This is a genomic window from Microcoleus sp. D3_18_C2, assembly GCF_036702395.1.
GTDB lineage: Bacteria > Cyanobacteriota > Cyanobacteriia > Cyanobacteriales > Microcoleaceae > Microcoleus.
The window spans coordinates 1-11684 of the sequence record NZ_JAUBTG010000093.1 but is presented as its reverse complement, the minus strand read 5'-3'; the positions used below and the strand labels follow the sequence as shown (position 1 = coordinate 11684).

13 protein-coding genes are annotated in these 11684 nt (G+C 45.0%); 3 read left to right on the top strand and 10 right to left on the bottom strand.

Annotation, left to right across the window (positions count from 1 at the left end; translation table 11 throughout):
- Positions 1-386: 386 nt before the first annotated feature.
- The 4 genes from QUA88_RS28245 to lgt form a co-directional block, all read right to left on the bottom strand.
- Positions 387-869 (bottom strand): flavin reductase family protein, encoded by a 483-nt coding sequence (locus QUA88_RS28245; protein ID WP_333056840.1) that lies wholly within the window; start codon positions 867-869, stop codon positions 387-389.
- A gap of 152 nt (positions 870-1021) precedes the next feature.
- Positions 1022-1858, bottom strand: a complete 837-nt coding sequence (locus QUA88_RS28240) for a dienelactone hydrolase family protein (protein WP_333056839.1) — start codon at positions 1856-1858, stop codon at positions 1022-1024.
- A 109-nt stretch (positions 1859-1967) separates the two neighbouring features.
- A complete protein-coding gene (gene cobM, locus QUA88_RS28235) occupies positions 1968-2756 on the bottom strand; it encodes a precorrin-4 C(11)-methyltransferase (protein WP_333275040.1) in 789 nt (262 codons plus the stop codon).
- A gap of 120 nt (positions 2757-2876) precedes the next feature.
- A complete protein-coding gene (gene lgt / locus QUA88_RS28230; protein WP_333056834.1) occupies positions 2877-3770 on the bottom strand; it encodes a prolipoprotein diacylglyceryl transferase in 894 nt (297 codons plus the stop codon).
- Positions 3771-4138: 368 nt separating this feature from the next.
- Here lgt and rlmN point away from each other — a divergent pair, with 368 nt between their 5' ends.
- Entirely contained in the window at positions 4139-5254 is a 1116-nt protein-coding gene (rlmN, locus tag QUA88_RS28225; protein ID WP_333056833.1) for a 23S rRNA (adenine(2503)-C(2))-methyltransferase RlmN, read from the top strand.
- 398 nt (positions 5255-5652) lie between these two features.
- Here rlmN and QUA88_RS28220 read toward each other — a convergent pair whose 3' ends face one another.
- The 4 genes from QUA88_RS28220 to QUA88_RS28205 all read right to left on the bottom strand — a co-directional run bounded on the left by QUA88_RS28220 (position 5653) and on the right by QUA88_RS28205 (position 8868).
- The gene (locus QUA88_RS28220) at positions 5653-6687 is read right to left on the bottom strand and encodes a class I SAM-dependent methyltransferase (protein ID WP_333275037.1); all 1035 of its coding nucleotides are present in this window, start codon (positions 6685-6687) and stop codon (positions 5653-5655) included.
- 353 nt (positions 6688-7040) lie between these two features.
- On the bottom strand, positions 7041-7190 hold the full coding sequence (locus tag QUA88_RS28215; RefSeq protein ID WP_333056830.1) for a hypothetical protein: 150 nt from the start codon (positions 7188-7190) through the stop codon (positions 7041-7043).
- Positions 7183-7854, bottom strand: coding sequence for a phosphoribosylglycinamide formyltransferase (purN, locus tag QUA88_RS28210; RefSeq protein WP_333275034.1), 672 nt, complete (start codon positions 7852-7854; stop codon positions 7183-7185). The genes QUA88_RS28215 and purN overlap by 8 nt, the downstream gene beginning before the upstream one ends.
- A 438-nt stretch (positions 7855-8292) precedes the next feature.
- On the bottom strand, positions 8293-8868 hold the full coding sequence (locus QUA88_RS28205; protein ID WP_333234221.1) for a GNAT family protein: 576 nt from the start codon (positions 8866-8868) through the stop codon (positions 8293-8295).
- A 59-nt stretch (positions 8869-8927) separates the two neighbouring features.
- Between QUA88_RS28205 and QUA88_RS28200 the strand changes: the two genes are divergently transcribed.
- A complete protein-coding gene (locus QUA88_RS28200; protein ID WP_333056827.1) occupies positions 8928-9818 on the top strand; it encodes a sugar ABC transporter permease in 891 nt (296 codons plus the stop codon).
- A gap of 153 nt (positions 9819-9971) precedes the next feature.
- On the opposite strand, the gene QUA88_RS28195 is transcribed toward QUA88_RS28200, so the two are convergent.
- On the bottom strand, positions 9972-10565 hold the full coding sequence (locus tag QUA88_RS28195; protein ID WP_333056825.1) for a DJ-1/PfpI family protein: 594 nt from the start codon (positions 10563-10565) through the stop codon (positions 9972-9974).
- 78 nt (positions 10566-10643) lie between these two features.
- On the opposite strand from QUA88_RS28195, the gene QUA88_RS28190 reads away from it, so the two are divergent.
- Complete coding sequence (locus QUA88_RS28190) at positions 10644-11009, top strand: hypothetical protein (protein WP_333056824.1); 366 nt, start codon at positions 10644-10646, stop codon at positions 11007-11009.
- 364 nt (positions 11010-11373) lie between these two features.
- Here QUA88_RS28190 and QUA88_RS28185 read toward each other — a convergent pair whose 3' ends face one another.
- On the bottom strand, positions 11374-11520 hold the full coding sequence (locus tag QUA88_RS28185; RefSeq protein ID WP_333212667.1) for a photosystem I protein PsaX: 147 nt from the start codon (positions 11518-11520) through the stop codon (positions 11374-11376).
- Positions 11521-11684: the final 164 nt, after the last annotated feature.

The window sequence follows — 11684 nt, the reverse complement described above, 5'->3', positions numbered from 1 at the left end:
GCCCGTCCAAAAAGGACGGGCGGGACGCCCATCCCACAATAACAATTAAAATTGTAAGTTATTTAATTCGCGATCCTTAACTACACGCAGAGACTAGAAACCGGGTTTCTGGGTATACAGCATATTCCATGTATATGTGGTAAACACGATCGCGGCCGATATCAAGTGTAAGGTGCGTCGCCATCAAACATCTGCAATTTCTATCCAAGATATAGCAAGCGACGCACCCTACAAACTTAGCGCAAAAACTTATACAAACCCGGTTTCTGAGATTGAGCGCAGGGGCGAGAAACCGGGTTTCTACGAAGATTTCTCGTTATTCATCGCCAAAACTCGTAGAAACCCGGTTTCTGAGATGGAGTGCGAAACTAGCAACTGCCAAGTCTTTAGCCGCCGTAATTCCAACCGGTGCTTTCTAGCAGCAACGGATTCCCCTCTCGGTGGACGCCGGCTGCCAAAACTTCTCCCACATAAACCGTGTGATCCCCGTGTTCCACAGCGCCGACAACTTTGCACTCGATGTAACCCAGAGAATCCGAGATAATCGGACAACCAGTTTCCGCGCCGGGATAAAATTCTACATCCTCAAATTTATTGCCAACGCGGCGCTGCTGCTTGAAGAATTTCTGGGCTAACTCTTTTTGCCCTGCTTCTAGGAAACTCAAAGCAAAGACACCGCTGGCTTTGATCATGGCGTGGGATTTGGAGTCTTGCTTGACGCAGTTGACAACTAAGGGAGGGGTAAAAGAAGATTGCATCACCCAGCTAGCGGTGAAACCGTTGACTTCCTCCCCGTCTTTGACACCGCAGATGTACAATCCGTGAGGGATTTTCCGCAAGATGGTCTTTTTAGCTTGTTCGTCTAGCACGGGCTTACCTGTTCGATCGATAATTCTACACCGCTCAGTTTACCAATGTCGGGCCCACAAACCCACCTGTCTTAAGGGCTATTCGCTAATATTGCCTTTTTCGATCCCAAACTTGACACCAGTTTTAAGTGAAAATTAACAACTCAAAACTATCAAGAAACTCCATACTTTTTAAACCAATCTTGCATCCGTTTCCAAGCATCCTTAGCTTCTTTTTCCCGGTAACTGGGGCGATAGTCAGCGTTAAAAGCGTGGGGCGCATCTGGATAAAGCACAATTTCGGAACCGCTGCTACCAGTTTTGAGAACTTCCTGCATTTTCTCTACTGTATCGTTGGGAATTCCCTCGTCTTTGCCACCGTAAAGCCCCAATACAGGCACTTTCAAAGTTGCTGCAATGTCGATCGGCTGTTTGGGAGTTAAAGCCGTAGAATCGCCAACCAAACGCCCGTACCAAGCCACTCCAGCTTTGACTTTCGGGTTATGGGAAGAGTACAGCCAAACAATTCTGCCACCCCAGCAAAATCCTGTAATTCCCAACTTATTAATATTGCCTTTTCCTGATTTTTGTGCCCACTCTACGGTTGCATCTAAATCGGACATAACTTGCTCGTCAGGAACTTTCGAGACAACTTTACTCCTAATTTCTTGAATGTCGGTCATTTTAGAAACATCACCTTGACGGGCAAACATTTCTGGGGCGATCGCTAAATAACCTAATTTGGCAAAACGGCGGCAAATATCTTGAATGTGGGCGTGAACTCCGAAGATTTCTTGAATTACTAGAACCACGGGGAAATTGTTACCAGTAGCAGGCATTGCTCTGTAGGCTGGAATTGAGCCTTCTTTTACCGGAATTTTCACCTCACCTGCTATTAAACCAGCAGCATCGGTATTGATAACGGCAGCCGCAATAGGATGAACTGCTAAGGCAAATCCGGCGCTTAATGCGGTGACAGCGATAAATTGTCTGCGAGTTAAGTCTTTCATTGGTTATTGGTTATTGGTTATTGGTTATTGGGATATTGAAGTCAGAAGTCAGAAGGAAAAAAACAGCTATCCGTGTATCCGTGTCAAAATCCGTGTCGTGCCTTCTTGCTTATTCCTTCGATGGTCGGAACAGCCGATCGTGCTCTGGATGGTACAAGCGCGATCGCCCTTCTGCCGATTTTCCCAACGCCGGACTAATAACATACATTGTCGTTCTGATCAAATTATTTTCGCGCGTAGCAACGGCCATTTTGTCAAGGGGAACTAGCACAATTTTTTCATCGGGCCAGCCCAACCGATAACAAATCGCTACAGGCAAATCAGATGGGTAATGTTCCATCAATTTAGCTTGAGCTTGTTCGACATGGCGGGCGCTCAAATACAGGCACAAACTCGCTTGATGAGCCGCTAAACTCGCCAATTCTTCGCGATCTGGTACTTCGGTTCGACCGCTAATTCTGGTCAAAATAATTGTCTGCACAATTCCCGGAACTGTCAACTCAATTTTAAGTTTAGCCGCCGCAAGTTGGAAAGCGCTAATTCCCGGAATTACCTCAAAAGCAATTCCCTCTGAGGCCAAAGCTTGCATTTGTTCGCCCACAGCCCCGTAGAGACAGGGATCGCCGGAATGGAGGCGGACGACGCTTTTTCCGTCGCGCACTCGCTCCACCATCAAAGGTACAATCTCTTCGAGGGTCTTATCCGCAGTTTGGATCGCTTCAGCATCTGCGCGCACCCCCTGCAAAATTTGCTCTGGGACTAGCGAATCAGCAAATAATATGACATCGGCTGCAGCCAGTAATTTTTGAGCCTTAACAGTCAACAAATCCGGGTCTCCCGGGCCTGCACCTACAATGTATACCCCTGGAATTAGGGCTTCAATCTCTGTCAAACTCATGGCTGCTAAAAAATTTGCTAAATTTACGGACGCTTCCGGATGTACCTATTTTGGTTGGAAGTAATAGATGGTAGATGCACCCTGGTTTTGAACCCTAGAGACTAACCTCTCTGGGGTTTTTTATTGATCCTCTGGGGATTTGTGAGCGATCTTTGCCCGATCGCTATTCGGGGAGACAACATCGGGTAAAGGTCGATCGAGCAAATAAAGCCAAGCTAACCCGCCCAACCCTAAAACAATCCCAGTCAAGCTTACCATCTGTGCCGTCCGCAGCGGCCCGAACATCAAACTATCAGTCCGCAACCCTTCAATCCAGACTCTACCGGAACTGTAAGCTGCGATATAAACCAAAAACAAAGCACCAATTTTCAAACGAATTTTGCCCTGCAAATCGCGGAAAAACAAACTCAGAAGTAACCCAAATACTGCCAAATTCCATAAGGATTCGTATAGAAATGTGGGGTGGAAATATTCAAAATTAGCGTAGGCTGGCGGGCGGCTGTTTGGCGGAATATAGAGTTTCCAAGGCAAATCCGTAGGACTGCCAAAAGCTTCGGAGTTAAAGAAATTTCCCCAGCGTCCGATCGCCTGACCGAGAATTGCCGAAGGCGCGATTAAATCTGCCAATTGCCAAAAAGAAACTCGCTGGATTTTTGCAAAAATTAAAGCTGCGATCGTGCCCCCCAAAATCGCCCCGTGAATGGCAATTCCGCCTTTCCAAATCGCAATAATATCTTCAGGCCTCTGGGCGTATTGCGGCCACTCGAAAGCCACGTAATAAATTCGAGCGCAGGGAATAGCGCCCAAAACCAGCCAAATTGCCAAATCACCCAGCAATTCCGGGTTGACGCGGCGCTTTTCGGCCAAGTATTGGGAGAGACTGACCCCAATCAAGACGGCAGAAGCTATCAACAGCCCGTACCAGCGAATGGCTGCGGGGCCAAGTTGAAAGATAATTGGGCCCGGCGATGTAAATTGAAACGCTAAAGGCAGCGCAAGAATATTTAACACCATAAAATTTGCATTAATTGTGATGGAAAGCTGTCAAATTTGCATACCCTTTAACAAACTCCAGAGTTTATTTTAGGTGGCGGCGGTCATTTACACGCAATATTTGGAGAATTTTACCAAATATTAACTGAATTCTTGATTTGGAAGATTGCTGTCTAGAGTTTTTTTGTGAATCCACAATAAGAGCCCCCTAACCCCCTTTTTTTAAGGGGGGGAACCGGATTATTCTTAAAGTCCCCCTTCTTAAGGGGGATTTAGGGGGATCGAGATTCCGCCTTCTGCCTTTTACATAAGTGCCTTTTTGAGGATTAACGGCAGTTTTGGTCGAGAAGTTTTAATATGGAGGATGGCTTTAAATTTTCTAATGACCTATGTCTCCTACTTCCGTTTCTCAGGTGTACTCTTCTGGTAATTCCAAGGGTGCGAATCAGTCTCGCAAGACTGCTGCTTTGGCTGTTGAGTCGGGTAAAATTCCACCTCTGTTGGGGGCGAGTTTGGCTGAGTTAACGGAGTGGGTGCAGCAAAACGGGCAGCCTGCTTATCGGGGAAAGCAGTTGTACCAGTGGATTTATGAGAGAGGTGCGCGATCGATCTCTGACATTTCTGTATTCTCGAAGCAGTGGCGCGAGACTGTTGCTAAAATCCCGATCGGGCGATCGACCATTCACTATCGATCGGTCGCACCAGACGCCACGGTAAAGTATCTCTTAAAATTGGCAGACGGTCAAATCATTGAAACCGTAGGCATTCCCACCGATAAACGGCTGACTGTGTGCGTCTCAGCCCAAGTTGGCTGCGCGATGGGATGCGACTTTTGCGCTACCGGAAAAGGCGGTTTCAAGCGCAATTTAGAAGTAAACGAAATCGTCGATCAAGTCTTGACTGTACAGCAAGATTTTGGCCGCCGAGTCAGCCACATCGTATTTATGGGAATGGGCGAACCCCTGCTGAATTTCGATAATGTTGTAGCTGCTGTCAAGTGTTTGAATCAAGATGTAGGAATTGGACAGCGAAACATCACCATTTCTACAGTAGGAATTCGCAATCGCATCAGCCAACTAGCCGAACATCAACTGCAAGTTACCCTCGCCGTCAGCCTCCACGCTTCCAATCAAAGATTGCGCGAAGAGTTAATTCCTAGCGCCCGCCCTTATCCTTTGGGTGAGTTAATCGCCGAATGTCGGGAATATGTGCGATCGACTGGACGCAGATTAAGTTTTGAATACGTACTTTTAGCAGGTGTGAATGACTTGCCGGAACACGCAGCCGAGTTAGCAACTCACTTGCGCGGTTTTCAGTGTCACGTCAATTTGATTCCTTACAATCCGATTCAGGAAGCTGAATATAAGCGACCTACTCCCAATCGAATTAACAGTTTCGTTGCGACTTTGAAGGAAAAGAAAATTGCAGTTAGCGTGCGGTATTCTCGCGGCTTAGAAGCAGATGCAGCCTGCGGACAATTGCGGGCATCCGAGGTGGAGGCTTAGGTTTTTAACCGCTAAAATTTGTTGTATGGTGGGTTATATCTGAGATGTTCCACCATTCTCAACTAGCCTTTTGCAGGCGGGCAGGATGCCCAACCCCTACTCCCCACAAGAAGAAAACTCCATCTGTGTGGAACAGGCATCTTGCCTGTTCTTAAGAATGGTGCAATATCTGAGTTAGACCACGTTATTTTATCAATCATCGATAAACTATATTGTGACCGAAAGCATCCAGGATACAAGCCCCTGGATTCATCCGTCCAGAAATAAAAAACCTGTATCCGATAAAGGAACCCCCGAATTTATCCGTGGGGTCAATGCTTCGATTCTAAAATCTAAAATCTAAAATCTAAAATCTAAAATCTAAAATCTAAAATCGATTGACGCACCATACTAACTCTCTACAAGCGTTTAACAAGTATCCACCGCAACTCTAACGGCGGTGTTTCTTGCACAGGAAATAAATCGCGCCCGCTAGCCCAACTGACAAACCAAGGTGTCGGCGGCCACGCAGAGTCAGGCAAATGTTTTTGTTCGTATTCAATCACAGATTCATCGGAAATAATTTCTAACGGCAAACCCTCGATTGCTGCTTGCAATTCTTCTCTGGTAATCAGATAAGACCAACACAATTCAGACATTTGTTTTGCTATCTCGTCGGGTTCGTACCCATCTACAGCTAAGAAAGCACTGAATAAGATAAACCCGCCACTTAAAACAGCATCGGACATTTTGCCCAGGAAAAGACGAATTTGTTCGGGGTAGCGGAAGTGAGAGAGAACTTCGGTAGCAATGGCTAATTTGTAACGATAAGTTTTCATCCTCAATAATGGGTCTAAAACGTCGCCTTGGGTGACATTTATCGGCAAGTTTTCGGCGGTGGCTGCTGCTGATAGTTTCTCGGCAAATATCGGTGTTAGTTCGATCGCATCCACGGAATGACCTAACCTTGCTAAAGGCAAACTATTGCGCCCTGGGCCCGCACCGACATCTAAAATAGGTGCTTTTCCCGGTTCGCCTAATTCGGCGGCAATGGCGATGACTTTGGCATCGGGATGGCTGCCGAATAAAGGTTCGGGGCGAATATCCGGCCAGCTATGATATTTCTGGGCCATTGATTCGATTTGAATCTTGGTATTCAGAGTAATGCCGCCTGCTAAACCGCTTTGGGAATTGGCGGGAAAATATGAGACTATGAGATTAGCGTGGGGGGAATTTTTGAATCCTTCTGCTAAGGCGTTGGCGATTAATGTTCGCAAGTTTTCAGCTTGGGCAGCGTCGATGTTTTGTCCGAGGATGTTTAAGAAGTCTGAGATTAATTTAAGATAGTCATCTAGCATCGATGGCAAGCAAGGCAGATAGAATTCTCCCTTGATGCCGATGCTCTTTTTCAGCCTTTCTTTCAGAATTAATTTCAGGCGATTCGAGTCTATCATTCGATTTTAGATTTTAGATTTTAGATTTTAGATTGACTCTCGCATTGAATCGGGAACCTAGAACAAGACTCTAAAATTTTGATCTTTGCAGCACTTACAGCATATTCGGTGGTTTATGAAGTACAGTAGAAACCTTAATTGTGTGCTTTTAATCTGTATGGTGCGTCGCTACGAGATATTGGATATATAGCGGATTCCAGGTTTATAAAGTACACCCCAGAAACCGGGTTTCTTCTGGATTTCTCGCCAGAAACCGGTTTTATTCAAGAAACCCGGTTTCTCTGTACTTCACTTACCTGGAAAGTGCTGTAACTTACAGATTGACGGGTGGCGACGCACCAAACAGCGGGCCATCAGATTATGTGTACCACATATAAATGGAATATGCTGTAAGTCATTCGCAACTCTCCGTTTTTGGGCGGAGTCAGCGGCGGGCCTGTTTCGGGTGATTCGCCCACGGGCAATTTGGGGATAGATGCGGCACTGGTAAGGTTTTTAGTCACAATATTTTTGATTAGATTCGGCAATAAGTGCGATCGCACCGAGCATAATCTTGTGCTCTTGCACCTGAATTCTCGCGTGCAGCGTTTCTGCGGTATCATCAGGCAATACGGGCACCGCAGCCTGCATTAAAATCGGCCCGCTGTCTACTTCCAAACGGGCAATATGCACTGTACATCCGGTGATTTTAACCTTAGCGGCCAGTGCTTGCTCGACGGCGCGAATTCCTGGGAAACTCGGCAGTAAGCTGGGGTGAATGTTAATAACGCGATCGGGAAAAGCATCAAATAAAACTTCGGTAACAATTCGCATCCAACCAGCCATCACTACCCATTCTACATCATATTCTTGAAAAGTTTTGACAATTTTTGTATCTAATTCTTCGCGACTTTTGCAGTCGCGGTGATTGAGCAGAATGGAGGGAATGCCGTATTTTTCTGCTCTGGCTGCGGCTTTTGCTTCTGGGTTGTTGTAAATTAATACTGGGATTTTAGCGTTGATCTCTTTGTTTTGGATGGCTTGGGCAATTACCTCGAAGTTGCTGCCGCTTCCTGATGCTAAAACTCCTAATTTTAATGGAGGATGAGCCGGAGCGAGCGCACTTTTGCCAATCTCAGGAGAAATCAGGCAGGCATTGGAATTAACATATACTGGATTAGCGGTCATTCGATTTTAGATTTTAGATTTTAGATTTTGGATTGACTTGCGCGAGATAAATTCGGGGCGTGAGGATTTTAGATTTTAGATTTTGGATTGATTCCACGGATAAATCACGTGGCGGGTACCACATGAAGAAATTCTTGGTCATAAAGATAAAAACTATTCACTCGTATTCTACTATAGAGGTAAAGGGTAAGGTTTGTTTCGGCGCACTCTACATGGAGATATTGCGTAAGTCCTAAGTATATTATTTTTTTTCCCTGACCGAAAGCATCCAGGATACAAGCCTCCGGATTCATTCCGAAAGCAGACTCAGGACGGAGAAATAAAAAACCTGTATCCGATAAACCAGCCCCCGAATTTATCCGTGAGGTCAATGCTTCAATTCTAAAATCTAAAATCTAAAATCTAAAATCTAAAATTGATTGACTTACTGATTCAACCCTATTCTACAATATTCTCAAAAAACTCTTCCCTGAGAATCGAATAAAGTTTTAGATCCCAATATCTGTCTTTCACAAATAGGTGCTGTCGCAATACCCCTTCCAATTGCATCCCCACTTTTTCCATCACCCGCGCGGAAGCAATATTGTTAACTTCACATCGAGCCATAATTCGATTCAGCAACATCTCCCGAAAGCCGAATTCAATCACTGCATTAACAGCCTCGCTCATGTATCCTTCGCCCCAATAGCTCCTAGAAAGTGCGTAGCCAATTTCCGCGCGGCTGTGCGTCATGCTCCATTCGACAAATCCGCAAGTTCCGATAAACTTTTTCTCGACTTTGTGGACAATTCCCCAATCTACAAGCTCTCGTCTTTTGTACATTTTTGTAAGTGACCTGAGAAAGTATTTAGTGTCTTCGAGCGAGGTGTGAGTTGACCACATTGTGTATTGTGATACTTCGGGATTTGAGGCATACTCAAACATATCGCTGGCATCGTTTAAGGTAATTTTTCGGAGCAGGAGCCTTTCAGTTTCTATAGTGGGTAAATGAGCTAATATATCGAGAAGGTTCATTTTTAGATTGACCTATATTGTGATACCATTTAAAACTAAAAGCTAAAATTTACAAGCCAATGGTTCAGATTAAATTTGGGCGTTTTAACTGGTTGGATAATGATGCGATCGCAGCTTGGACTTTTCTGGCCCCAGCTTTGCTGTTTCTGGGTACTTTTTTGATTTGGCCGATCGCCTATTTATTTTACCTCAGCTTTACCAGCGGCAGCTTTACCCAGTCGGGATTGCGTTGGATTGGCTTCAACAACTACTGGCGTCTAGTCACAAACCCGGATTTCTGGCAAATCCTCCAAAATACGCTCTATTTTACTACTGCAACAGTCATTCCCAGTTTAGTGATTCCATTGGGCTTAGCAGTTTTGCTAAATCGCTCGTTTGCTTGGCGAGGAGCTCTCCGCACCGCTTATTTTATTCCTTCGATTACCTCTTTAGTTGCAGTTGGCCTGGGTTGGCGGTGGTTGTTTCAAACCGAAGGCCCGGTGAATAGTGTGTTAATGGCGATCGGCTTAAATCCAATTCCTTGGCTTAGCAGCACAGTTTGGGCAATGCCTGTGATCATTCTGCTCAGTGTTTGGAAACAATTAGGCTTTAATATGGTAGTATTTTTAGCAGGATTGCAAGCAATTCCGGTAAATCGTTACGAAGCCGCAGAATTGGATGGAGCTAATGCTTGGCAGCAATTTTTGTACATCACTTTACCCGGTTTGCGGCCGACTTTAGTATTTGCTACTGTCACTACTGCTATTTTTACTCTGCGGAGTTTCGAGCAAGTTTACGTCATCACCGGCGGCGGCCCTTTAAACTCTACTAATTTGCTAGTTTATTATATTTACGAGCAAGCTTTTTCGCAATTTGATTTTGGCTATGCAGCCGCAGCGGCAACTTTCCTGATGGCTGTAGCTTTGCTATTAGTCTATTTACAACTAAAAGTTTGGGGCGAAGATACTTGATATCACATCCGGCAGTGTATGGGTGGGGCGGGGCGGGTTTACCGAATTGTTTGTTGTAGGCAATTATGGTTGGTAAAACCCGCCCCAACGCGCAAATTATACAATTAACAATGCCCAATGCCCGATGCCCAATGCCCGATGCCCAATGCCCAATTACCCATTCCCAATTTTATATTCCATGTACTCTGCTGTTTGTTGAGCTTGTGCTGTACCCAAAAGTTTGCCGACAACGTGCAGAGACATATCAATTCCCGCAGCAATTCCCCCAGAAGTGATGATTTTGCCGTTATCTACAAATCGCTGATTTTCGATAATAGTTGTGTTGGGCGCTAATTCTTTCAATAAATCCAATGCTTGATGGTGGGTAGTTGCTGCCAAACCTTCCAACAAACCAGCTTTTGCCAAAAGCAGCGAACCCGTACAGACAGAAAGCACTAATTCTGCTGTTCGGGCACAATCTTTTATCCAGTTAATAACTGCTGAATTATCGATTAACTTTCTAGTACCTTGTCCTCCCGGTACAATTAAAATATCCGGTGGCGGACAATCGGAAATGGTGCAGTCGGGATTTACACTCAAACCATTGCGGGTTTTGACAGCACCGGGATGTTCGGCTACGGTAGAGACTGCAAAAGGTCGCTCGCCCTTACTTAATTCTGATGTCACCGAAAACACTTCAAAAGGGCCTGCAAAGTCCAGTACCTCCACATCATCGAATATTAAAATAGCTACCTTCCTAGTTGCCATAAGACCTACTTCTGATAGAGGCAAAAAATCTCGGCGATTTGTTATCGTAGAACAGGTATAATTTAAATTATTAAAGCTATGCCGAAAAATATCCGCCATCGCGCCGTAACAATCTGTCTTTTATGTCTGGCTTGCGCCTTAGCAATTGCTGTTGCGCCAATTGTCACGCCCGCTCAATCCACAAGCCAATTAGAATTTCGCATTACTCAATTAGAAAGGCAAATTTCTGAACTCAGGGGACAAATCTACAGCTTGCAGAACCAAGGTTCGAGAGTTAACAGGCCTCAGTCTCCTGCCCCTTCCGGTTCTGGTCGCACAAATCCTAGACCGCTGTCGGGAGACCCGATGTTTGACAATTTAGCAACTTTGGCAATTGAAACTAAGCAAGATGTTATTAAAATTCAAGAGCGCTTGTCAAAGCTAGAAGCGTCGAGAAATCGCTAGAGAAGTCAATCGATTTTAGATTTTAGATTTTAGATTTTAGATTTTAGAATTGAAGCATTGACTTGCGCGAGATAAATACGTTCGGCAAGTTTCATCGGATACACATTTTTTATTTTTCCACGGATGAATCACGTGGCGGGTATTCTGGATGCTTTCGGTCATTAGTCATTGGTCATTGGTCATTAGTCAGAAGGAAGAGGTTCAAGGGAAGAGGGAAGAAGTCAGTAGTCATTAGTTAGAAGGATGAAGTCATATTATCCCCAACTCAAAACTCAAAACTCTCTGCCTCTCCCCTCTCCTTCTCTCCCATTCTCCGACGTTGAGGTCGAGAACAGCAGGGTCTGCTAAAAGTTAACTTGCAGAACTATTCAATGATATGGAAATAATAGGCTGCAACCACAAAATTGATGGCTAACAACAACAGAAACCAGCCTGCGCGAAATGTGTAAGGGAATTTGCCCGTTTTCATCACGGAGTCGGATTTTAATTGGTTCTTCGCTATCTCTGGCATAGGTAAAGCTCCTAATTGATAATGTCACTCTCTTTACAAATACCAGAGAGCGTCGCACTTATGCACAATCCTCTAGAGTTATTTTTTTTGACACTCCCCTGCCTGAAGGCGAGGGGATTCTTGGTTCTGCGACATACCTTAAAACTATCTATCCTTGCGGCAGT

Bases quoted from the DNA above. Each gene is read 5' to 3' on its own strand.
- QUA88_RS28240 (WP_333056839.1), bottom strand. From the start codon at position 1,858: ATGAAAGACTTAACTCGCAGACAATTTATCGCTGTCACCGCATTAAGC.
- cobM (WP_333275040.1), bottom strand. From the start codon at position 2,756: ATGAGTTTGACAGAGATTGAAGCCCTAATTCCAGGGGTATACATTGTA.
- lgt (WP_333056834.1), bottom strand. From the start codon at position 3,770: ATGGTGTTAAATATTCTTGCGCTGCCTTTAGCGTTTCAATTTACATCG.
- rlmN (WP_333056833.1), top strand. From the start codon at position 4,139: ATGTCTCCTACTTCCGTTTCTCAGGTGTACTCTTCTGGTAATTCCAAG.
- QUA88_RS28220 (WP_333275037.1), bottom strand. From the start codon at position 6,687: ATGATAGACTCGAATCGCCTGAAATTAATTCTGAAAGAAAGGCTGAAA.
- purN (WP_333275034.1), bottom strand. From the start codon at position 7,854: ATGACCGCTAATCCAGTATATGTTAATTCCAATGCCTGCCTGATTTCT.
- QUA88_RS28205 (WP_333234221.1), bottom strand. From the start codon at position 8,868: ATGAACCTTCTCGATATATTAGCTCATTTACCCACTATAGAAACTGAA.
- QUA88_RS28200 (WP_333056827.1), top strand. From the start codon at position 8,928: ATGGTTCAGATTAAATTTGGGCGTTTTAACTGGTTGGATAATGATGCG.
- QUA88_RS28195 (WP_333056825.1), bottom strand. From the start codon at position 10,565: ATGGCAACTAGGAAGGTAGCTATTTTAATATTCGATGATGTGGAGGTA.
- QUA88_RS28190 (WP_333056824.1), top strand. From the start codon at position 10,644: ATGCCGAAAAATATCCGCCATCGCGCCGTAACAATCTGTCTTTTATGT.
- QUA88_RS28185 (WP_333212667.1), bottom strand. From the start codon at position 11,520: ATGCCAGAGATAGCGAAGAACCAATTAAAATCCGACTCCGTGATGAAA.